This is a genomic window from Pseudomonas sp. RL_5y_Pfl2_73, assembly GCF_963970515.1.
Taxonomy (GTDB): domain Bacteria; phylum Pseudomonadota; class Gammaproteobacteria; order Pseudomonadales; family Pseudomonadaceae; genus Aquipseudomonas.
In genome coordinates, this window is sequence record NZ_CAXAPD010000002.1 from 108,782 (window position 1) to 131,656 (window position 22,875).

Sequence of the window (22,875 nt, forward strand, 5' to 3'; positions counted from 1 at the left end):
TCGCATCCAGCGATGTGAATCTGCACCTATAACAGATGCGACACGGAGCGCTATCGATGTCCTCTCGCCTTACTTGCCGGTTTCTTGCCCCTTCTTGCACGCTGTCACTGCTCACCGCCGCCCTCCTGATGGCCGGCACTGCGCCGCTCGCCCTGGCCGCCACCACCGTACAACCCGCTGCACGTAACATGGGCGACTACACCTTTGCCATCGCCCGGCAGCCACTGGTCTCGGCCCTGAATGCCTTCACCACGGTCACAGGCTGGCAGGTCGGGATGTCGGCGGAACTGGCCGCAGGTGTCGCCTCGCCAGGGGTGAACGGCTCGCTGTCACCTGAAAAAGCCCTCTCGCGCCTGCTGGTGGGGACCAACCTGAGCTACCGCAAGCTGGGCGACAACAACATCATCCTGGAAAAACGCAGTGCTGGCAGCGCGCTGGAGTTGCAACAGGTGACCATCAGCGCCACCCGCCAGGAACAGGACATCACCAGCGTACCGAGCACGGTCACGGTCCACGACCGCCAGGAACTGGATCGCAACAACGTCAATACCCTCAAGGACCTGGTGCGCTATGAGCCGGGCGTATCGGTGGGCGGCGCGGGCCAGCGCGGCGGTATCAGCGGCTACAACATCCGCGGCATCGACGGCAACCGGATCCTGACCCAGGTCGATGGCGTGGAAATTCCCGGCGGCTTCTTCAACGGGCCTTACGCCAAGACCCAGCGCAACTACGTCGACCCGGAAATCATCAAGCGCGTGGAAATCCTGCGCGGCCCGGCCTCGGTGCTGTACGGCAGCAATGCCATTGGCGGTGCCGTCAGCTACTTCACCCTCGATCCGGACGACATCATCAAGCCGGGCGAGGACGTTGGCGCCCACCTGAAGACCGGCTACAGCTCCGCCGATGAGAGCTGGCTCAAGTCCGCCACGGTGGCCGGTCGCAGCGGACAGTTCGACGGTCTGTTGCACTACAGCCAACGCGACGGTCATGAAACCGAATCCTACGGCAGCCACAACGGCACCGGCCTGGACCGCACCGCGGCCAACCCGGAAGACGTGCGCGCCAACAACGTGCTGGCCAAGCTCGGCTGGAACTACAGCGATGACGCACGCCTTGGCCTGGTCTACGAGAAATACAAGGACGACCGCGACACCGACCTGAAAAGCGCCTATGGCGGCCCCTACTCCAACGGCCGCCCCACGATCCCCTCCTCCATGCTGCCCGGCGGCATGTACCAGTGGCGCACCGGCAACGACACCATCACCCGCGAGCGTTTCGGCCTGGAGCACAGTTTCGCCCTCGACAGCCTGCTGGCCGATCACATCAAGTGGAGCCTGAACCACCAGGTCGCCAAGACCGATGAGAGCACCGCCGAGTTCTATTTCCCCATCACCCGCCAGGTCCTGCGCACCCGGGAGACCCTCTATGAAGAGAAACAGTGGGTCTTCGACGCGCAACTGGACAAGGCCTTCAGCGTCGCCGACACCGATCACGCGCTGACGTACGGCACCACCCTAAAGCAACAAAAAGTCACCGGCTCGCGCAGCGGCAATGGTGTGTGCCTGGCGATCGGTGCCGGTTGCTCCGCGGTAGGCGCCATCAGCACCCGGGACGTGCTGGCAAAAGCCAGTGATTTCCCGGACCCGACCATCAACACCTACAGCCTGTTCGCCCAGGACCAGATCAGTTGGAACCGCTGGACCTTCACGCCAGGCCTGCGCTACGACTACACCCGGCTCAAGCCGCACCTGACCGAGGAGTTCCTCAACGCCGTGAACCCTACCGGCGGCGGTACAGTCAGCGACAAGAACAAGACCTGGCATCGCGTCTCACCGAAGTTCGGCGCGACCTACGCCCTGAGCGATGAGTACACCTGGTACGGCCAGTACGCCGAAGGTTTCCGCACACCGACCGCCAAGGCCCTGTACGGTCGTTTCGACAACCCCAGCGTCGGCTACAGCGTAAAACCCAACCCCGATCTGGAACCGGAAAAAAGCAAGAGTTACGAGACCGGCCTGCGCGGCCGTTTCGATTCCGGCTCGTTCGACGTGGCGGTGTTCTACAACAGGTACCGCGACTTCATCAACGAAGATGCCATCACCCCCGGCGCCGACCAGTTGACCTTCCAGAGCAACAACATCAAGCACGCCACCATCAAGGGCGCCGAAGTCAAGGGACGCCTGGACCTGGACGTGTTCGGCGCACCGAAGGGCTTGTACACCCAAGGCTCGGTGGCCTACGCGTACGGTCGCAACGACGACACTGGCGAACCGCTCAACAGCGTCAACCCGCTGAGCGGCGTATTCGGCCTGGGCTACGACCAGGACCGCTACGGCACTTTGCTCAGTTGGACCCTGGTCAAGAAAAAGGACCGCGTCGACGACAGCAACTTCAACTCGCCCGATGGCGTGAGCAGCCAGTTCAAGACACCGGGCTTCGGCATCCTCGACCTGAGCGGTTTCTACAAGGTGACCGACGACCTAACCGTCAGTGGCGGTCTCTACAACCTCACCGACAAGAAGTACTGGCGGTGGGATGACGTGCGCGGCTACGACAGCGTCGGCGAAGCGGCGGTGCTGAGCCCCGCCAACCTCGATCGCCTGACCGCGCCAGGGCGTAACTTCGCGGTGAACCTGATCTGGGATATCTGACGGCTCTGCACCGTAGAAGCTGTCTGCCGTAGGCGCTGTCGAGTGCAACGAGGCTGCGATCTTTCCCAAGACACTTGAGTCTCAAGCGAAAGATCAAAAGATCGCAGCCTTCGACAGCTCCTACACGAAGCGAGCGGCTGCAAGCTCCCTCGCCACAAGTTCTCATTTGAAGGATTTTTTCATGACCACACAACGTCCCGCTTCACGTTCCCAACGCCTGAACCAGATCACCCACGAGCCCCACAGCAAGCTCGACGCGCTGGTCAAGGCCCACGCCCCGTTCGAAACCCCGGCCAGCTTCGCCCGTTTCGTCGTCGCCCAGTACCTGTTCCAGTCAGAACTGGTGGCGCTGTACAACGACGCCGAACTGTCCGCGCTGATTCCCGACCTGCCGGACCGATGCCGGGCGGATGCGGCCGAGGCGGATCTTGTCGACCTGGACACCGAAGTCCCCGCGCCAGTGGCCGGTGCGGTGAAAAACCCGACTCAGGCTGAGGCCTTGGGCTGGCTGTTCGTCTCCGAAGGCTCCAAGCTCGGCGCCGCGTTCTTGATCAAGCGGGCCGTGGGCCTGGGGCTGAGCGAGGCCTTCGGCGCCCGGCACCTGGCAGAACCTGCCGGTGGGCGCGCCGAAGGCTGGAAATCCTTCACACGCACCCTCGACGGCCTGGCCTTTACCGAACAGCAGGAAGCCGAGGCGGACAAAGGCGCGCTGGACGCCTTCAACCGGTTTACGGTGCTGTTGGAACAGGCCTACGCGGCCGAGTTGGCCTGAAAATCACCGCTATTCTCTGTGGGAGCGGGCTTGCCCGCTCCCACAGAGATTGTGCATGACTGAAAAACGCTGATGAACCGCCCCTCAAAACTCACCCAACTGCTCTTCGCCCTGCTCGCCTACACCAGCCTGGCCATCGGCCTGGTCGCCATCGTCGTGCCCGGCTTGCCGACCACCGAGTTCATCCTGTTGGCCGCCTGGGCCGCGACCCGCAGTTCGCCGCGCCTGAGCGCCTGGCTGGAGAACCATCGTCTGTTCGGGCCGATGCTGCACAACTGGCGCAACGGCAAGGTCATCGCGCGCCGGGCCAAGGTCGGTGCCACCACCAGCATGCTGCTCTGTGCAGGATTGATGCTGGTGCTGATCGACCACGGCTGGCCGGTTTACCTCGCGCTCGCCGGCATGGGCCTGGGCAACCTGTGGATCTGGTCACGCCCGGAACGGGTGCCGGGCCCTTGCTCCCACTCGGACGCGCAGCGGCCCCCAACGGTTTTTTGATCTATGCTCGCCCTCTCATACTGGAGGGCTTTCGATGTCAGATCTGCTCACGTCCATGCAAGCTGCGCTCGGCCTGCCCACAACCCCAATCACCTTCACTGGCGCTGGCGCCCTGCCCTCGGCCTTCGCCGTCACGGGGCTGGCCAGCGCCAGCATTGCCGTGGCCGGCCAGGCAACCACCGAACTCATCCAGCAACAAACCGGTCGCCTGCCGCCTGTCGAGGTCGACCGGCGCCTGGCGTCGTTCTGGTTCTCCACCTCCCTGCGCCCTATCGGCTGGAGCGTGCCACCGATGTGGGACCCGGTGGCCGGCGACTACGCCAGTGCCGACGGCTGGATTCGCCTGCACACCAACGCGCCGCATCATCGCCTGGCTGTGGAAAAAGTCCTCGGCACCTGCACCGACCGCGCCGACATGGGGGCCAGCGTGGCCCGATGGAACAAGGCCGAGTTGGAGCAAGCCGTGGTCGATGCAGGCGGTTGCGCCGCCCAGATGCGTTCGTGGCAGGCCTGGCAAACCCACCCCCAAGGCCTGGCCGTCAATGCCGAGCCGCTGGTGCACCTGAGTGAAACGCCTGAAGAGCAGCGCAAACCCTGGCTCGGCTCCGTGACCCAGCCACTGGCGGGCCTCAAGGTGCTGGACCTGACTCGCGTGCTGGCCGGCCCCGTCGCCAGCCGCTTCCTCGCAGGCCTGGGGGCCGACGTGCTGCGCATCGATCCGCCGACCTGGAACGAACCCGGCGTGGTGCCGGAAGTCACCCTGGGCAAACGCTGCGCCCGCCTCGACTTGCATCGGGCCGATGATCGCGCGGCATTCGAAGCATTGCTCAAGGACACCGATATTTTTCTGCATGGCTACCGTGCCGACGCCCTGGAGCGCCTGGGCTACGGCGCCGAACAGCGCCGGCAACTGGCCCCGGGCCTGATCGACGTCAGCCTCAATGCCTACGGCTGGAGCGGCCCGTGGCAGAACCGCCGTGGCTTCGACAGCCTGGTGCAAATGAGCAGCGGCATCGCCGAAGCGGGCATGGGCTGGAAACACACCGACAAACCGACACCGCTGCCGGTGCAAGCGCTGGATCACGGTACTGGCTATCTGCTTGCGGCCAGCGCTCTGGTGTTGTTGTCCCAGCGCCTGGCAAGCGGTCACGGTGGCTCGGCACGCTTGTCACTGGCGCGCACGGCGAAACTGTTGATCGAACGTGGCGCCGGGGACTCGACCCCATTGCGAGCCGAGACAGAGGATGATCAAGGCCTAGTGGTCGAACAAACGCCGTGGGGGCCAGCCCACCGCTTGCAGGTACCCTTGAAAATCACCGGAACGCCGCTGCAATGGGCCTTGCCGGCAGCGGAACTGGGGGCGCATCGGGCACGGTGGTGATGGCCGTTCATTGTGGCGAGGGGGATTTAGGTGGGAACATCGCGGGCAAGCCTTGCCCCCACAGAACCTCTTCAACGCCCCAAAAAGGTGACCTTCGCCTCACAGCGCCAAAAAGCCACTGTACAACCCATACGCCGCCACGCCCGCCCCGGACATCACACAAGCAAAGACGCCTTTCTCCACATGAGTGAACAAGGGCTGTCCCTGTTCTCGCTTGGCCTGGGCAAACAGGATCACCCCTGGCGCGTACAGCAACGCCGACAGCAGCAGGTATTTCACGCCACCGGCATACAGCAGCCACACCGCGTAGCACAGCGCGACGCCACCGATGCACAGGTCTTTCATGCGCCGGGCCGAGCCCTGTTCGTAGGTTTCCCCCCGGGCGCAAAGCAGCACCGCATAGGCCGCCGACCACAGATACGGCACCAGGATCATCGACGAGGCGAGGTAGATCAGGCTGGTGTAGGTGCCTGCGGAAAACAGAGTGATCAGCAGGAACAGCTGGATCATGCCATTGGTCAACCACAGCGCATTGACCGGCGCATGATTGGCATTCTCCTTGGTCAGGAACGCGGGCATGGTCTTGTCCCGGGCGGTGGCGTAGAGGATTTCAGCACACAGCAGCGCCCAGGACAGCAAGGCTCCCAACAATGAAACCGCCAACCCCACGCTGATCAGCAACGCGCCCCAGGGCCCGACAATGTGCTCCAGCACGCCGGCCAAGGATGGGTTCTGCAACTGTGCCAGTTCCGGCTGGCTCATGACCCCCAGGGACAACACATTTACCAGCACCAGCAGCGCCAATACGCCGAGGAACCCGATCACCGTCGCACGCCCTACGTCCGCACGTCTTTCTGCCCGCGCCGAATAGACGCTGGCGCCTTCGATGCCGATGAACACGAACACCGTGACCAGCATCATGTGCCGCACCTGGTCCATCACACTGCCCAGGTCCGGGCTCATCGCGCCCCAGATATCGCGGGTGAAAATCTCGGCCTTGAAGGCCACAGCGGCCATGACGACGAACATCAGCAGTGGCACGACCTTGGCCACGGTGGTCACCAGGTTGATGAAGGCCGCCTCCTTGATCCCGCGCAACACCAGAAAATGCACCGCCCACAGCAACAACGAAGCACACCCGATGGCCACCGGCGTGTTGCCTTGGCCGAATACCGGGAAGAAGTAGCCCAAAGTGCTGAACAGCAGCACAAAGTAGCCGACATTGCCCATCCAGGCGCTGATCCAGTAGCCCCAGGCAGACGAGAAACCCATGTAGTCGCCGAACCCGGCCTTGGCATAGGCGTACACGCCCGAGTCCAGCTCCGGCTTGCGATTGGCCAGGGTCTGGAACACCAAGGCCAGGGTCAGCATGCCGATGGCGGTGATGGCCCAGCCGATCAGCACCGCACCGACATCGGCCCGAGCCGCCATATTTTGCGGCAGGGAAAAGATCCCGCCGCCGATCATCGACCCCACCACCAGTGCGACCAGTGCACTCAGTGGCAACTTTTCAATCGACTGCGGCATTTTTTCTCACTATTAAATTAAGTAAATAAAGCGACATAAGTTTTTTGAATAACGTCACCCACACAAAGTCCAAAGCCTTATGACTCGAGCATTGTCGGCGCGCCCAATTAAAAACACCACGACACCCAAATATTGTTGTCATGAACGCAGTCTACAAAATAGTGGCGACTCAATGGGAATCAACTAGCGTGAATAGTCCTGCGCCAAGGAAAACCTTCAAATATCCATTACCAAAGGCCCTGAAACGGGCCTTTCGAGCAACTTCAAGACGCCAACGGTCGCTGTTAACTCCTTCATTAACAATGGAATGTTGCCATGCACTGATCCAGATCAGCTATTCAACTTTCAAATCAACCTAGTCTGTTGACTCTCCTTCTCCTGCACTGGAGTCTCGCAAATGTCTGATACCCCCGGAAAACTTCGATTGGGTGCGCTGGTTGCACTGGTGGTCGGCTCAATGATCGGCGGGGGAATTTTTTCCTTGCCACAAAACATGGCGGCCAGCGCCGATGTCGGCGCGGTACTGATCGGCTGGGCGATTACCGCCGTCGGCATGCTGACCCTGGCCTTCGTGTTCCAGACCCTGGCCAACCGCAAACCCAATCTGGACGGCGGTGTGTATGCCTACGCCAAGGCCGGCTTCGGCGACTACATGGGCTTCTCATCCGCCTGGGGCTACTGGATCAGCGCCTGGCTGGGTAACGTCGGTTACTTTGTGCTGCTGTTCAGCACCTTGGGCTACTTCTTCCCGATTTTTGGTGAAGGCAACACCGTAGCAGCGGTGATTGGCGCCTCGGTGTTGTTGTGGGCGGTGCATTGGCTGGTGCTGCGCGGCATCAGGGAAGCGGCATTCATCAACCTGGTGACCACCGTCGCCAAGATCGTGCCGCTGGTGCTGTTCGTATTGATCGCGGTGTTCGCCTTCAAACTCGATATCTTCACCGCCGACATCTGGGGCCTGAAAAATCCGGACCTGGGCAGTGTGATGGACCAAGTGCGGCGCATGATGCTGGTCACCGTGTGGGTGTTCATCGGCATTGAGGGGGCGAGTATTTTTTCCGCCCGCGCCGAGAAACGCACCGACGTGGGCAAGGCCACCGTCATCGGCTTCATCACCGTGCTGCTGTTCCTGGTGCTGGTGAACGTGCTGTCCCTGGGCATCATGACCCAGCCTGAACTGGCGAAGTTGCAGAACCCGTCCATGGCCGCCGTGCTGGAGCATGTCGTGGGGCACTGGGGCGCGGTGCTGATCAGCGTCGGCCTGGTGATTTCGCTGCTCGGCGCCCTGTTGTCCTGGGTGCTGCTGTGTGCCGAAATCATGTTCGCCGCCGCCAAAGACCACACCATGCCCGAGTTCCTGCGCCGGGAGAACGCCAACCACGTACCGGCCAACGCCTTGTGGCTGACCAACGCGATGGTCCAGCTGTTTTTGGTCATTACTCTGTTCTCGGCCAGCACCTACCTGTCGCTGATCTACCTCGCCACCTCGATGATCCTGGTGCCGTACCTGTGGTCGGCGGCCTACGCAGTGCTGTTGGCGGTGCGCGGCGAGACCTATGAGAACGCCCTGGCCGAGCGTCGCAAAGACCTGGCCATCGGTGCCATCGCCCTGATCTATGCGGTGTGGCTGCTGTATGCCGGCGGGATCAAGTACCTGCTGCTCTCCGCCCTGCTCTATGCGCCCGGCGCGATCCTGTTCGCCAAGGCCAAGCGCGAGCTGGGCAAACCGATTTTCACCTCTGTCGAGAAGCTGATTTTCGCCGCAGTGATCGCAGGCGCCCTGGTGGCGGCCTACGGGCTCTACGACGGCTTCCTGACCCTGTAACTGGCCGATTGTTCTAACTGGAGGATTTGTAATGACCACGGAAAAAATGAAGTACGGCGTGCATTCCGAAGCCGGAAAATTACGTAAAGTCATGGTGTGTTCCCCAGGCCTGGCCCACCAGCGGCTGACCCCGAACAACTGCGACGAGCTGCTGTTCGACGATGTGATCTGGGTCAACCAGGCCAAGCGCGACCATTTCGATTTCGTCACCAAGATGCGCGAGCGCGACATCGACGTGCTGGAAATGCACAACCTGCTGACCGACATCGTCGCCATCCCCGAAGCCTTGGACTGGATCCTGCAGCGCAAGATCACTGCCAACTCAGTGGGCCTGGGCCTGGTGAATGAAGTCGGTTCGTGGCTGCGCAGCCTGGAGCCGCGCCATATCGCCGAATTCCTGATCGGCGGCGTCTCGGCCGATGACCTGCCGGACAGCTTCGGTGGCAAGACCATCCAGATGTTCCGCGACTTCCTCGGACACTCCAGTTTCATCCTGCCGCCGCTGCCCAACACCCAGTTCACCCGCGACACCACGTGCTGGATCTACGGCGGCGTGACGCTGAACCCGATGTATTGGCCGGCGCGCCGCCAGGAAACCCTGCTGGCCAACGCCATCTACAAATTCCACCCCGAGTTCACCCAGGCTGACTTCCAGGTCTGGTACGGCGACCCGGACCAGGATCACGGCAACGCCACCCTCGAAGGCGGCGACGTGATGCCCATTGGCAACGGCGTGGTGCTGATCGGCATGGGCGAGCGCTCGTCCCGCCAGGCCATCGGCCAACTGGCACTGAACCTGTTCAAGAACAAAGCTGTGGAACGCGTGATCGTCGCCGGCTTGCCGAAATCCCGCGCCGCCATGCACCTGGACACCGTGTTCAGCTTCTGCGACCGCGACCTGGTCACGGTTTTCCCGGAAGTGGTGAGCCAGATCGTCGCCTTCTCCCTGCGCCCCGACGAAAGCAAGCCCGGCGGCATCGATGTGCGTCGCGAGGACAGCAGCTTCCTCGACACTGTGGCCGCGGCCCTCAAGTTGCCAACACTGCGGGTGGTGGAAACCGGCGGCAACAGCTTCGCCGCCGAGCGCGAGCAATGGGACGACGGCAACAACGTGGTGGCCCTGGAACCGGGCGTGGTGATCGGCTACGACCGCAATACCTACACCAACACCCTGCTGCGCAAGGCCGGTGTGGAAGTCATCACCATCAGCGCCAGTGAACTGGGCCGAGGCCGGGGCGGTGGTCACTGCATGACCTGCCCGATCATCCGCGACCCGATCGATTACTAACCTTTGAGCCTGGGCCGGCACTGCTCTCCATCCCACGGCAGAGACCGGCCCCGGGGATAACCTACACCTGAGGAGATCCACATCATGGCGTTCAACATGCGCAACCGCAGCCTGCTGAGTCTGATGCACCACACCAACCGCGAGCTGCACTTTTTGCTGGACCTGTCCCGCGACCTCAAGCGTGCCAAGTACACCGGCACCGAACAGCAGCACCTCAAGGGCAAGAACATCGCGCTGATCTTCGAAAAAACCTCGACCCGCACCCGTTGCGCCTTCGAAGTCGCGGCCCATGATCAGGGCGCCCACGTCACCTACATCGACCCGGTGTCGTCGCAGATCGGTCACAAGGAAAGCATGAAAGACACCGCCCGAGTCCTGGGGCGGATGTTCGACGCGATCGAATACCGAGGCTTCGAGCAAGAGATCGTCGAGGAACTGGCCAAGTTCGCCGGGGTGCCGGTGTTCAACGGCCTGACCGCTGAATTCCACCCCACCCAAATGATCGCCGACACCCTGACCATGCGCGAACACAGCGACAAGCCGCTGCATGACATCAGCTACGCCTACCTGGGCGATGCCCGCTACAACATGGGCAATTCGCTGCTGATGATCGGCGCCAAACTGGGCATGGACGTGCGCATCGGCGCGCCGAAAGCCTTGTGGCCGCATCAGGATTTCATCGACCAGTGCCAGGCCTTCGCCGTCGAAAGTGGCGCGCGCATCACCATCACCGAAGACCCGAAAGAAGCCGTCAAGGGCGTGGACTTCATCCACACCGACATCTGGGTGTCCATGGGCGAGCCAGTGGAAGCCTGGGATGAGCGCATCGAGCAATTGCTGCCCTACCAGGTCAATGCGCAAATGATGAACGCCTCGGGCAACCCACGGGTGAAGTTCATGCACTGCCTGCCGGCGTTCCATAACAGCGAAACCAAGGTCGGCAAGGACATCGCCGCCCGTTATCCGAACCTGGCCAATGGCGTGGAAGTGACCGAAGAGGTCTTCGAATCGCCGGCCAACATCGCCTTCGAGCAAGCGGAGAACCGCATGCACACCATCAAGGCGATCCTGGTGTCGGCGCTGGCGGATATCTGAGCAACCGACACATTCCCCTGTGGAAGCGAGCCTGCTCGCGATAGCGATAGACCAGCCAACATCAATGCAAGCTGACACTCCGCCATCGCGAGCAGGCTCGCTCCCACAAGGAGACCGAGTCGTCCGTTATTTCTCTGTCAGAAGGACAGCACCATGCGTATCGTCGTTGCCCTGGGCGGTAACGCCCTCCTGCGTCGGGGTGAACCCATGACCGCAGACAATCAACGCATCAACATCCGCACCGCGACCGAACAGATCGCGAAAATCCACTCAGGCAACCAACTGATCATCGCCCACGGCAACGGCCCGCAGGTCGGCCTGCTGTCGTTGCAGGCGGCGGCCTACACCTCGGTCACGCCGTATCCGCTGGACGTGCTCGGCGCCGAAACCGAAGGCATGATTGGCTACATCATCGAGCAGGAACTGGGCAATCTGCTGGACGTCGACGTCCCCTTCGCCACGCTCCTGACCCAGGTTGAAGTAGACGCCAACGACCCCGCCTTTCAAAAACCCACCAAGCCCATCGGCCCTGTCTACAGCCAGGAAGAGGCGCAGAAACTGGCCGACGAAAGAGGCTGGGCCATCGCCCCCGACGGCGACAAGTTCCGCCGCGTGGTCGCAAGCCCCAGGCCCAAGCGCATCTTTGAAATCCGCCCGATCAAATGGCTGCTGGAAAAAGGCAGCATCGTGATCTGTGCCGGCGGTGGCGGCATCCCGACGATGTATGACGCCCACGGCAAGCTGCAAGGCGTGGAAGCGGTGATCGACAAGGACCTGTGCTCGGCGCTGCTGGCCGAACAGTTGGAAAGTGATCTGCTGGTGATCGCTACCGACGTCAACGCCGCCTTCATCGACTTCGGCAAGCCGACCCAGAAAGCCATCGCCCAGGCCCACCCCGACGAAATGGAAAAGCTCGGCTTCGCCGCCGGCTCCATGGGGCCGAAGGTACAGGCGGCCTGCGAGTTCGCGCGCAATACTGGCAAGGTCGCGGTGATCGGTTCACTCTCGGACATCAACGCGATTGTCCAGGGCAAAGCCGGCACCCGCATCAGCACGGCGACACCGGGCATCGCTTATCGATAACAGGAAACTTGCGGGGCGGATCCAGGGTCTGCCCTACTCCCCATGCCTACAAAGGAGAGTTGCTTATGGCCATGTTCGAACCCGGGCACCTGCACATGGAACGCCATGCGCTGAACAAGGATGATTTCAGCTACAACCTGTGCATCGACTACAAGGTCGACCAGGACGGTAAGGAAGGCGCGGGCATGTCGTTCCGGATCCACGGCACCGTCGAGGACAAGCCCCTGGACGAGATGTTCTTCCTGGCCAAGGACCAAGCTTTCGACTTCGCCCGCCATGCCACGCGCATCGCCCAGAAACACGGCTTGCCCAAGACCGCCAGCATTGGCTCGATGCACAAGTACTACGACGAAATGTTCGAAGACGTGCGTAAGCAACTGGACGTCAAGCCAGGCGACCCGATGAAGCCAGAACACCTGGAATAAGCGCCCGAAAGCCCCTATCCCCTGTTTGAGGGAGCAGACCTGTGGGAGCAAAGCCTTGCTCCCACCCACAGGGGGTTATCAGTGTTCTGAATATCGGGTTAAACACACTCACTGCCTGGCTGGCAACTCACCATAGCTGACCTATTCTGAAAGTAGTACCCCCGGGTATTCGTTCAGAGGTCACCGCCATGAACATCAAAACAAGAAGACGCCTCGCCATTTTCGTCACCTGCGCCGCCACGCTTGCGCTGTATGGCACGGCGGCTTACCGGGTTGAGCAGGCCAGGCAATTGCCCCGTGAATACGCCAGTTGCAACTTCGAGCGGTGCGTCCCCCACAGCGCAACCCTGAACGCCCTGCGCTGAGGCGTGGTCAGTCGTCCTGTTGATCGGTCTTGAGCCGGTCCCGGAACGCCTTGGGCGAGATGCCCACGCGCCGGCGGAACAGCCGGGTGAAGTTGGTCGGGTCGGAAAACCCGAGTAGTTCTGAAATTTCGTAGATGGTCATGCCGGTGTAGGTCAGCAAGCGCTTGGCCTCCAGCAACTGGCGCTCATGCATGATCTGCAACGCCGGTTGCCCCGCCAGCTCCCGACAGGTGCCGTTGAGGTGCGACACGGAAATGCCCAGGCGGTGGGCCAGGTCCTCGACCTTGACGTGCTCGCGATAGGTTTCTTCCACCAACTGAATGAACCCGTTGAGGTATTCCCGGGCCCGTTGCGGGCGCTGGGCCTGGGAGTGTCGCTGCATCACCTGGCGGCTGACCCAGACCATGATCACGCTGACCAGTGCATGCATCAGCATTTCCCGGGCCGGTTGATGCCCCCCGTACTCATTCTGCAAGGCGCTGAACAGGCTATTGAGGTACTCGGCATTCTCAAGGGTGGGGTAACTTTCGGCCTGAGCCAGGACGTTGACCGAATGCCCCAGTTGCGCTTGCAGATGCGTGACCAGCGGCGCCGCCAGGGTCACCACGTAACCTTCCACATCCTCGGAAAAACGAAAGCCATGGACCGACAGCGGCGGCAGGATCTGCACGGCCGGCTCGGTGAGTAGCGTGCGGCGGCCCTCAATCTCCAGTTCCGCCTGGCCCTTGAAAACAAACAACAACTGGCACAGATCGGCATGCCGATGGGGTTTGATTTCCCATTGATGCTCGCGGCTGCGCTTGGAGATGGTCTCGCAGTGCAACAGGTCCGGCGTCGGCCATTCCTGGCTCTCGCCGTAGAGCTTGAACACCGGGATCGAAGGCAGGTCAGGTTTTTTCATAACGTGGATCTGGGCCTGGGGTTGCGGGCGATAATCGCACCAATTGGCAAAAAGAACAGGTATCGGCTCAGTTTTCCCCTTCAATTGACAGGTCCGCAAGCGAAAAATGTAGGCACTCGATTTCTAATAATCAACACCGACCCTGGTCGCGTGCTTCGTGCGAGTCATAAGAACAATGAAAACCCTCAAGACCCAAGTCGCTATTATCGGTGCCGGCCCCTCTGGCCTGCTGCTCGGCCAGTTGCTGCACAACGCCGGGATCGACACTGTCATCCTCGAACGCCAGACCCCGGAATACGTACTGAGCCGCATCCGCGCCGGTGTGCTGGAGCAAGGCATGGTCGAACTGCTGCGCCAGGCCGGTGTTGGCCAACGCATGGACGCCGAAGGCCTGCCCCATGACGGCTTTGAACTGGTGCTCAACGATCGGCGGGTGCACATCGACCTCAAGGGCCTGACCGGTGGTAAAAATGTCATGGTCTACGGCCAGACCGAAGTGACCCGTGACTTGATGGCTGCCCGCGAAACCACCGGCGCCCGGACCCTGTACCTGGCCAGCAATACCCAACCCCACGACACGCAAACCGAACACCCCTTCGTGACGTTTGAGCACCTGGGGGAAACCTGGCGCCTGGACTGCGACTACATTGCCGGTTGCGACGGTTTCCACGGCGTGGCGCGACAGTCCATTCCAGCGGATAAACTCAAGGTCTTCGAACGCGTCTACCCGTTTGGCTGGCTCGGCGTGCTGGCCGACACCCCTCCGGTCCACGAAGAACTGGTCTACGCGCGTCACGCACGCGGTTTTGCCTTATGCAGCATGCGCTCCAAGACCCGCACCCGTTATTACCTGCAAGTGCCCGCCGAGGAACAAGTGGCCGACTGGCCGGACGAGCGTTTCTGGGAGGAACTGAAAAACCGCCTGCCCGCCGACCTCGCCGACGCCCTGGTGACCGGCCCCTCCATCGAAAAAAGCATCGCCCCGCTGCGCAGCTTCGTGGTTGAGCCGATGCAATACGGGCGAATGTTCCTGGTGGGCGATGCGGCCCACATCGTCCCACCCACCGGCGCCAAGGGGCTGAACCTGGCGGCCAGCGATGTCAGCACGCTGTTCAACATTCTGCTCAAGGTCTATCGCGACGGCCGTGTGGATCTGCTGGAGAAGTATTCGGCCATCTGCCTGCGACGCGTCTGGAAAGCCGAACGGTTCTCCTGGTGGATGACCTCGATGCTGCACCGCTTCGACGACGATGCCTTCAACCAGCGCATCAGCGAAGCTGAGCTGGAATATTTCGTCGACTCCGAGGCCGGTCGCAAAACCATCGCGGAAAATTACGTCGGACTTCCTTACGAGGCTATCGAATAGTCGCCTATCGACTTAAACTGCGGGCTCCCATTTTGCCTCTCCGGCGCGATGCCCGCAGGTTCTGCCTTGACTCAGTTCAATACGCTCCACGCCCAAAAACCGGCCATCCGCAGCGTACTGGTGGCCCTGATGCTGGCGATTTTCCTGGGTGCGCTGGACCAGACCATCGTCGCCGTCTCGATGCCGGCCATCTCCGCACAGTTTGCCGACGTCAGCCTGCTGGCCTGGGTGATTTCCGGCTACATGGTCGCCATGACCGTGGCGGTGCCGATCTACGGCAAGCTCGGTGACCTCTACGGTCGCCGGCCGCTGATGCTGTTCGGCATGGGCCTGTTCACCCTGGCCTCGCTGTTCTGCGGGCTGGCACAAAACATGGAACAACTGGTGCTGGCGCGGATTGTCCAGGGCATCGGTGCCGGCGGGATGATTTCGGTGAGTCAGGCGATCATCGGCGACATCATCCCGCCCCGCGAACGTGGCCGCTACCAGGGCTATTTCAGCAGCATGTACGCGGTGGCCAGTGTGGCCGGGCCGGTGCTCGGCGGCTACATGACCGAGTACCTGTCGTGGCGCTGGGTGTTCTGGATCAACCTGCCGCTGGGGCTTGCGGCCTGGTGGGTGGCCCGGCGCAGCCTGGTTGGGCTGCCGGTGCCGCAACGCACGCCGATCATCGACTACCTGGGCACCGTGTTGCTGATCATCGGCCTGACGGCGCTGCTGCTGGGGATCACCCAGGTCGGCCAGGGCCATGCCTGGCACAGCCGTGAAGTGCTGGGGTTGCTGGGGTGCGCAGGAGCAGCGCTGGGGGTGTTCGCCTGGCACGAGCGCCGGGCGCGGGAACCGTTGTTGCCGATGCACCTGTTCGCCAACCGCGATGCGGTGCTGTGTTGGTGCACGGTGTTCTTCACCAGCTTCCAGGCGATTTCCCTGACGGTGCTGGTGCCGTTGCGCTTCCAGAGCGTGACCGGCGCCGGCGCCGACAGTGCGGCGTTGCACTTGTTGCCGCTGGCGATAGGGCTACCGATCGGCGCGTATTTCGCCGGACGCCGGACTTCGGTCACAGGGCGCTACAAACCGATGATCCTGAGCGGCGCCCTGCTCTTTCCGTTCGCCATCCTCGGCATGGCCTTCACCCCGCCTGCCGCGTTCTGGCTCAGCAGCTTGTTCATGCTGCTCAGCGGCATCGCCTCCGGCATGCAGTTCCCCACGTCGCTGGTGGGCTCGCAGAACGCCGTACACCAACAGGACATCGGCGTCGCCACCAGCACCACCAACCTGTTCCGCGCCCTCGGCGGCGCGGTGGGCGTGGCACTGATGTCAGCGTTGCTGCTGGCCTTGCTGCAGGATTCAAGCTTCGCCCAGCTCGCCAACTCGTCGCTGATCGGTGAAGGACATTCCGGCAGCGTCTTGCTGGACGGTCTGAACGCCGCCCCGGGTGAGGCGCAGGATGCCTTGCGCGAGGAATTGCAGGCGACGTTCCGGCACTTGCTGGCGATCAGCGCGGCCGTGTCGCTGCTGGGGCTGGCGGCGGCGCTGGTGATGCCCAATCGCTTGCTGCGTGGGCGGGATGAGAAAGCTGGATAGACACGGGCGCCTGTAGGAACTGTTGAGCGAAGCGAGGCTGCGATCTTGCCCCAGACTGTTGAGTCTTAAGCGAAAGATCAAGATCAAAAGATCGCAGGCTTCGCCAGCGCCTACAGAGCCCGGCGGGAGCAAGCAGCCTCTTCACTCAACCTATTCAGGCCGTTGCCACGGCACCTTCGGGCACCACCACCGCGCTCATTCCGTCCTTCATCCGCTTGGCATCGCGCACGAAGCAGCGTGACGCCAGGAACAGGAACACCATGGTCAGGAACAGTGCTATCGGAATCAGGTACATGGCGTCATGCAGACCAATGGCCTTGAACGCTTCGGTCATCTGCTCGACCCCGGCCGCCGCCATGGCCGTGCGGGCGAAGTAGTCGGACAAACCACCCACCACCACCGGCCCCAGGCCGCCACCGAGCAGGTACAGGCCGGCGAAGAACAGCGCCATCGCTGTGGCCCGCAGGCGCGGCTCGACCACGTCCTGGATCGCCGTGTACACGCAGGTATAAAAGGTATAGGCGAACAACCAGCCGACACTGAACACCGCGACGAACACGCCGATTTCAATCCGCCCGGCATGCAATGCCCAGGCGGTGGTGAGCGTCGAGATCACCAGGCTGAACGCGGCAAACAGCAAGCGACCACTGGGCACGCGCTGGTGAATCTTGTCGGCGATCCAGCCGCCGAGGGTCAAGCCGAACAACCCGGTCACGCCCACCATGATCCCGGTGGCCACCGCCGCCTCGTGCAACGGCATCAGGAAATAGCGTTGCAGCATCGGCACCAGGAAGGAGTTGCAGGCATAGGTGGCAAAGTTGAAGCACAACCCGGCCAGCACCAGCCACAAGAAAGTGGGAATCGCCAATACCCGACGGATCGGCCGGTCGATCTTTTCCTGGGACACCAGCACGGTTTCCGCCGCACCGCGCTTGGGTTCCTTGATGAAGAACATGAACAATGCCAGCACCAAGCCAGGCACCGCGGCAATAAAGAACGGCGCGCGCCAGCTATCGAAGGCCTTGACCATCGCCCCGATGGTGAAGAACGCCAACAACAACCCAATCGGCAGGCCCAGCATGAAGATGCCCATGGCCCGCGCCCGGCGATGGGCCGGGAACAGATCGCCAATCAATGAGTTGGCAGCCGGCGCGTAGCTGGCCTCGCCGATCCCGACGCCCATGCGCACCACCAGGAACGCCCAGAAACTGCCCACCAGGCCATTGACCGCCGTCAGCGCGCTCCAGGTCGCCAGGCCCCAGCCCATCAACTTGCTGCGCGAACCGGTATCGGCCATGCGTCCCAAGGGCAACCCGGCAATGGCGTAGACGATGGTGAAAGCTGTGCCGATGATGCCGATCTGGAAGTCGCTGAGGCTCCACTCCATGCGGATCGGCTCGATGATGATCGCCGGGATGGTGCGGTCGAAGAAGTTGAACAGGTTGGCCAGAAACAACAGGAACAGAATGCGCCAGGCATTCGCCGCTTGGGTCGAGTTCTGCATGGGTCCGTCTCTTTTATTGTTATGGAGCATTAGCGGAATCTGCAATCTAGACAGCGGCGCGCGGGCTGTCTCCAATCATTCGCAAGGCTGATACCCGCCCATGGCGAGCGGCGCATTTCTTGATAACGGTCAATTCCCTGTAACAATTGCCATCATTTTGCCCATCCTTGATTAAAGATCGTCTCCCGGTGGCCGATTCAACCTATCAGGAAAGAATCTCTCGAGCGGCGCTCAGGCCATAGCCCTGAACGCTCGGGCCGACCTTCGCGCCATCCAAGGACGCGAGCTCCCATCCGCGATGGTTCGATGACAGCGCTCGTCGAACCAACCAGTTCAGGCATACGGCGCACAATGACTTCCAAAAAAACAGCCACTGCGGTATCCGATCTGACCCTGAGCCCGGCCGCCAACGGCCCTGAAGCCTCGAAACCACCGAGTAGCTCGCGTCCCCTGTCGACTCAGCAGTATCTGTATTTCACCGAAACCAACACCGATCGGATCCTCGACAACCTCGATGGCCTGCGCGACGCGGTGTTTCCGCGACCGCCCCATCTGGTAGAAGACGAGAACGATCGAGCCCAGCAGGAGTTCCCGTCGGTGTGCCTGATCGGTCTGGGACGCTGCGGCTCCAACATCGCCCTGGACGTGGCAGAACTGGTGTACAACGCCCGCAAGTTCTACCTCAACGAATTCAACGCTGAAGACAAGGGCTACAGCGACAAGGGCTACAGCCCCGCGCAGTGGATCCGCAACAACCTGCGCCTGGGCAGCAGCAAGGCCAGCAAACCGGTGTTCCTGGTGGAACCGCTGGTGATGCTCGGCGACTTGGACAAGGACATCGCCGGGCGTATCCGTTTCTCGCGCAAGGGCGAGAAAAGCGGCTTTTTACGCGACTACAGCAAAATGAAGATCATGGACCTCTCGGAGGTCCACGCCGGTGGCGCCGGTAACGCGCCGATCCTGGGCCAGTACCTGGCCAAGATCATCCTGAACAAGGACACCCAGCGATTCTCCAGCCCCGACTGGAAGATGATCCACTCGTACCTGATCGACAGCTGTGGCATCAAGGCCAACCAGTCGCGCCTGTACTTCTCGATCTTCAGTGCCGGCGGCGGTACCGGCTCGGGCATGGCCTCGGAGTTCGGCCTGGCCCAGCAATACTCGTACATGAACAAGACGTTCGACACCAAGCCGATGGACGAACACGACAGCAAGAGCGGTCACTCCTTCGTCTTCGAACCGATTTTCACCAGTGGCATCTGCGTGCTGCCGAACATTTCCGACCACCGCAGCGAAATGTCCGAGGCCTTGCACATCAACGCCGGACGCCTGCTGTGCAAATACCTGTCGGAAGAATGGGATTTCTCGTACAACTTCGCCAACGAAGACAGCAGCGAAGCCAGCGTGATGGGCCGTATCCGCCCCTGGAACGCGATGATGCTGATCTCCAACGACATCATGCGCTACGCCGAAGAGAGCGATGACGGCAATATCCAGAACATTGATGTCAATGCCATGGAGAAGCACGCCAACCAGTACATCTCCCAGCAGATCTTCAACATCCTGACGGCCCAGGCGGTCACCACCGACTACGACCAGAACTATTTCCGCCGTGCTGGCATCGACATTGGTGAAACCATTCGCCTGGACGCCAACGACCTGTTCATGAGCCTGGCCGGTCCGGTAGCGATTGCCTACGCCGAGTCCGTCGTCCCGGAAACCCCGGCGCCAAGCGGCGACAAGTTCAAGGTGTTCGAGAAAGAGCCTCCACGCCTGAACATCGACGACCTGTTTTTCCGCTCCATCGACCTGCCGCACTTCAACAAAGTCACCCAAGCCATCGAAGGCATCAGCCTGTTGCCGATCGAATCCAAGCGCTACCGGGCATCCCTTGAGCAGTACAAGAATTCCGGCTACGACGCCGCGGCCCTGCATGACCTGCACTTTTTCAAGAATTGCTCGTCGGTGGTCTCCATCGTCTCCCTGCCCAAGGACTACAAGCTGTCCTACATGGACCTGAATCGGCTCAAGACCCACCTCAACAGCCTGTTCCCCAACACCACCCTCAAACGTTACGCGTTGGTGATCGGCGCGTCGGCCAACCTGTCGCTCACCACCCTGATCGCCAAGAGCCCGTGCCTGTCGGATGATTTCCTGACCCTGATCGTGGCCTTCATCAAACGCTGCTTCGCCCGCAACCCGTACCGCTTCGACGACACCCTGGACAACTCGATCCTGGACTTCATCATCAATGAAGACTTCGACGAAGAACATATCGACGACCTGCTCAACGAATTCGAAAACCCGGCGAAGATCCTCGACACCAACTGGTACGCGATCAAGCCGATGTACGAGAAGAAGTATCGCGAGCTGATTAACGACAAGGACAAGTTCGTCTCGATCAACGACATCCGCCTGTCCCGCGACTGCGTAAAAAAGGCCATCAAATACCTGCGCGAAATCTACCGTCATCGCATTGGCAAGACCAAGGTTATTTCCCTTAATAACCATACGGGCAAGACTTATTGATGTGTGGTGCCCCAATCGCGAGCAGGCTCGCTCCCACATTTGATCGCAGTCTTTCTGAAAGAATGCGGTCCCCTTGTGGGAGCGAGCCTGCTCGCGATGACGGCCTCAGCCACACCGCGAAAACAACATCCAGAAACAATTGAGCAGCCCACCGGCTGCTCCATAAACTGTTCCCGTTACGTATACGTCACCCTCCCCTGTGGCGTTTCGCCACGGCAGGACGCAATCACGCTACTCACCTACACACTTTCTTGCCCATCCGAACACGAACCAACTTGGTGCATCGATCAGTTCGACGCCCTTTCCTGGATCATAATCCAGGGCGAAACCACCACCGCCCAAAGTTGCGGATCGCGTTCCAGAAAATCCAGCGCCCGCGTTTCAGACAGCTTGGCGACCTGGTCGGCGGCCAGCCAGGCGGCGACTTTGGTACCTTCATCCTGGGCGACGGCTTCGGCGGCGGCGATCAAATCCAGGGCCGGATCGACCCACAATAGGGCACCCTTGGCAAAGAACGGCTCCAGCTCTTTCCAGGTGATCGATGCGGTTTCACCAAGCAATTTGGCATAGAGGGTGCTAGGTTCTTGATTCATGGGACCTGTCCGGAAAAGAAATCGGCGCGAATGATAACGTCGGTGGTCTGGTAGAAAAACCCGGTAGCAATTGCAGTACCGATTGAAAAGTGCAGGAAAGCCAAGGATTGCCGATTTGACCGGACGAACCCCGCCGCTATTCTGTCTTTTTCTTTCAATTACGCGACACCCTCAGGTTTTGCCCCCAAGCGCCAGCTTCCCTTGCCAACAATCGGCGCTCTACACTGTACCGGTACAGTTGCCGGGGGCATTTTCCGCGGGGGTATCGAAGATATCTGACCCGGTTCTGCTGCTACGGCGCCAGGGCTATAAAAACTACAACAGCATGAGTGGAGCACTATGACTAAGGCTACTAAGCAGATTTCCAAACTGTTTGCCGCTATGGTTCTGGCCGGGGTTGCCAGCCATTCGTTTGCCGCCGACACCATCAAGATCGGCATCGCCGGCCCAAAAACCGGCCCTGTAGCCCAATACGGCGACATGGAGTTCAGTGGCGCCAAAATGGCCATCGAACAAATCAACGCCAAGGGCGGCGTCAACGGCAAGCAACTCACCGCCGTTGAATACGATGACGCCTGTGATCCAAAACAAGCGGTCGCGATCGCGAACAAAGTCGTCAACGACGGCGTCAAGTTCGTGGTCGGCCACCTGTGCTCCAGCTCCACCCAGCCGGCTTCGGATATCTATGAAGACGAAGGCGTGATCATGATCACCCCGGCCGCTACCAGCCCGGACATCACCGCTCGCGGCTACAAAATGGTCTTCCGCACCATCGGCCTGGACAGCGCCCAAGGCCCTGCGGCCGGTAACTACATCGCCGACCACGTCAAGCCGAAAGTCGTTGCGGTCCTGCACGACAAGCAGCAGTACGGTGAAGGCATCGCCAGCGCCGTGAAGAAAACCCTCGAAGGCAAAGACGTCAAGGTTGCCGTCTTCGAAGGCGTGAATGCCGGCGACAAAGACTTTTCCTCGATAATCGCCAAGCTCAAGCAAGCCAACGTCGACTTCGTCTACTACGGCGGCTACCACCCTGAGCTGGGCCTGATCCTGCGTCAATCCCAGGAAAAAGGCCTGAAAGCCAAGTTCATGGGTCCGGAAGGCGTGGGTAACGACTCCATCTCGCAAATCGCCAAGGAGGCTTCCGAAGGCCTGCTGGTGACCCTGCCGAAATCCTTCGACCAGGATCCGGCCAACATGGCCCTGGCTGAAGCGTTCAAGGCCAAGAAAGAAGACCCGAGCGGTCCGTTCGTGTTCCCGTCCTACTCCGCTGTCCAGGTGATTGCCGGTGGTATCGCAGCCGCCAAGAGCGAAGACACAGCCAAAGTGGCTGAAGCCATCCACGCCGGCACCTTCAAGACGCCAACCGGCGACCTGAGCTTCGACGAGAAAGGCGACCTGAAGGACTTCAAGTTCGTGGTCTACGAGTGGCATTTCGGCAAACCTAAAACCGAAGCCTCGCCTCAGTAAGGCCTGGCCTGACTGACTGCC

General features: G+C 61.2%; 18 protein-coding genes. 14 read left to right on the forward strand and 4 right to left on the reverse strand.

The window, feature by feature from the left end:
• The first annotated feature begins 56 nt into the window (after window positions 1–56).
• From AACY42_RS02265 to AACY42_RS02280, 4 genes are all read left to right on the forward strand, one after another.
• Window positions 57–2,651 carry a TonB-dependent receptor gene (locus tag AACY42_RS02265; protein WP_339475989.1) on the forward strand — a complete coding sequence of 865 codons (2,595 nt, stop codon included), beginning with the start codon at window positions 57–59 and terminating at the stop codon, window positions 2,649–2,651.
• 181 nt (window positions 2,652–2,832) lie between these two features.
• Window positions 2,833–3,423 carry a biliverdin-producing heme oxygenase gene (locus AACY42_RS02270; RefSeq protein WP_339475991.1) on the forward strand — a complete coding sequence of 197 codons (591 nt, stop codon included), beginning with the start codon at window positions 2,833–2,835 and terminating at the stop codon, window positions 3,421–3,423.
• A 72-nt stretch (window positions 3,424–3,495) separates the two neighbouring features.
• A complete protein-coding gene (locus tag AACY42_RS02275) occupies window positions 3,496–3,921 on the forward strand; it encodes a YbaN family protein (protein ID WP_339475994.1) in 426 nt (141 codons plus the stop codon).
• Window positions 3,922–3,955: 34 nt separating this feature from the next.
• A complete protein-coding gene (locus tag AACY42_RS02280; RefSeq protein WP_339475996.1) occupies window positions 3,956–5,302 on the forward strand; it encodes a CoA transferase in 1,347 nt (448 codons plus the stop codon).
• A 99-nt stretch (window positions 5,303–5,401) separates the two neighbouring features.
• On the opposite strand, the gene arcD (AACY42_RS02285) is transcribed toward AACY42_RS02280, so the two are convergent.
• On the reverse strand, window positions 5,402–6,829 hold the full coding sequence (gene arcD / locus AACY42_RS02285) for an arginine-ornithine antiporter (RefSeq protein WP_339475998.1): 1,428 nt from the start codon (window positions 6,827–6,829) through the stop codon (window positions 5,402–5,404).
• Window positions 6,830–7,226: 397 nt separating this feature from the next.
• On the opposite strand from arcD (AACY42_RS02285), the gene arcD (AACY42_RS02290) reads away from it, so the two are divergent.
• From arcD (AACY42_RS02290) to AACY42_RS02315, 6 genes are all read left to right on the forward strand, one after another.
• Complete coding sequence (arcD, locus tag AACY42_RS02290; protein WP_339476001.1) at window positions 7,227–8,654, forward strand: arginine-ornithine antiporter; 1,428 nt, start codon at window positions 7,227–7,229, stop codon at window positions 8,652–8,654.
• 31 nt (window positions 8,655–8,685) lie between these two features.
• Complete coding sequence (gene arcA, locus AACY42_RS02295; protein ID WP_339476004.1) at window positions 8,686–9,942, forward strand: arginine deiminase; 1,257 nt, start codon at window positions 8,686–8,688, stop codon at window positions 9,940–9,942.
• A gap of 84 nt (window positions 9,943–10,026) precedes the next feature.
• Window positions 10,027–11,037, forward strand: coding sequence for an ornithine carbamoyltransferase (locus tag AACY42_RS02300; RefSeq protein ID WP_339476006.1), 1,011 nt, complete (start codon window positions 10,027–10,029; stop codon window positions 11,035–11,037).
• Window positions 11,038–11,190: 153 nt separating this feature from the next.
• Window positions 11,191–12,120, forward strand: a complete 930-nt coding sequence (gene arcC, locus AACY42_RS02305) for a carbamate kinase (protein ID WP_339476008.1) — start codon at window positions 11,191–11,193, stop codon at window positions 12,118–12,120.
• Between the two features lie 65 nt (window positions 12,121–12,185).
• Window positions 12,186–12,545 (forward strand): DUF5064 family protein, encoded by a 360-nt coding sequence (locus tag AACY42_RS02310; protein ID WP_339476010.1) that lies wholly within the window; start codon window positions 12,186–12,188, stop codon window positions 12,543–12,545.
• Between the two features lie 188 nt (window positions 12,546–12,733).
• Window positions 12,734–12,910, forward strand: coding sequence for a hypothetical protein (locus AACY42_RS02315; RefSeq protein ID WP_339476012.1), 177 nt, complete (start codon window positions 12,734–12,736; stop codon window positions 12,908–12,910).
• 7 nt (window positions 12,911–12,917) lie between these two features.
• Here AACY42_RS02315 and AACY42_RS02320 read toward each other — a convergent pair whose 3' ends face one another.
• A complete protein-coding gene (locus AACY42_RS02320; protein ID WP_339476013.1) occupies window positions 12,918–13,811 on the reverse strand; it encodes a helix-turn-helix domain-containing protein in 894 nt (297 codons plus the stop codon).
• A gap of 175 nt (window positions 13,812–13,986) precedes the next feature.
• On the opposite strand from AACY42_RS02320, the gene pobA reads away from it, so the two are divergent.
• Complete coding sequence (pobA, locus tag AACY42_RS02325; protein ID WP_339476015.1) at window positions 13,987–15,177, forward strand: 4-hydroxybenzoate 3-monooxygenase; 1,191 nt, start codon at window positions 13,987–13,989, stop codon at window positions 15,175–15,177.
• Window positions 15,178–15,225: 48 nt separating this feature from the next.
• Window positions 15,226–16,761 carry an MDR family MFS transporter gene (locus AACY42_RS02330; protein WP_339476017.1) on the forward strand — a complete coding sequence of 512 codons (1,536 nt, stop codon included), beginning with the start codon at window positions 15,226–15,228 and terminating at the stop codon, window positions 16,759–16,761.
• A gap of 154 nt (window positions 16,762–16,915) precedes the next feature.
• Here AACY42_RS02330 and AACY42_RS02335 read toward each other — a convergent pair whose 3' ends face one another.
• Window positions 16,916–18,265, reverse strand: a complete 1,350-nt coding sequence (locus AACY42_RS02335; protein WP_339476019.1) for a spinster family MFS transporter — start codon at window positions 18,263–18,265, stop codon at window positions 16,916–16,918.
• A 351-nt stretch (window positions 18,266–18,616) separates the two neighbouring features.
• Between AACY42_RS02335 and AACY42_RS02340 the strand changes: the two genes are divergently transcribed.
• Window positions 18,617–20,794, forward strand: a complete 2,178-nt coding sequence (locus AACY42_RS02340) for a hypothetical protein (protein ID WP_339476021.1) — start codon at window positions 18,617–18,619, stop codon at window positions 20,792–20,794.
• A gap of 287 nt (window positions 20,795–21,081) precedes the next feature.
• On the opposite strand, the gene AACY42_RS02345 is transcribed toward AACY42_RS02340, so the two are convergent.
• Window positions 21,082–21,387 (reverse strand): DUF2288 domain-containing protein, encoded by a 306-nt coding sequence (locus AACY42_RS02345; protein WP_339476024.1) that lies wholly within the window; start codon window positions 21,385–21,387, stop codon window positions 21,082–21,084.
• A gap of 339 nt (window positions 21,388–21,726) precedes the next feature.
• Here AACY42_RS02345 and AACY42_RS02350 point away from each other — a divergent pair, with 339 nt between their 5' ends.
• Entirely contained in the window at window positions 21,727–22,854 is a 1,128-nt protein-coding gene (locus AACY42_RS02350) for a branched-chain amino acid ABC transporter substrate-binding protein (protein WP_339476026.1), read from the forward strand.
• Window positions 22,855–22,875: the final 21 nt, after the last annotated feature.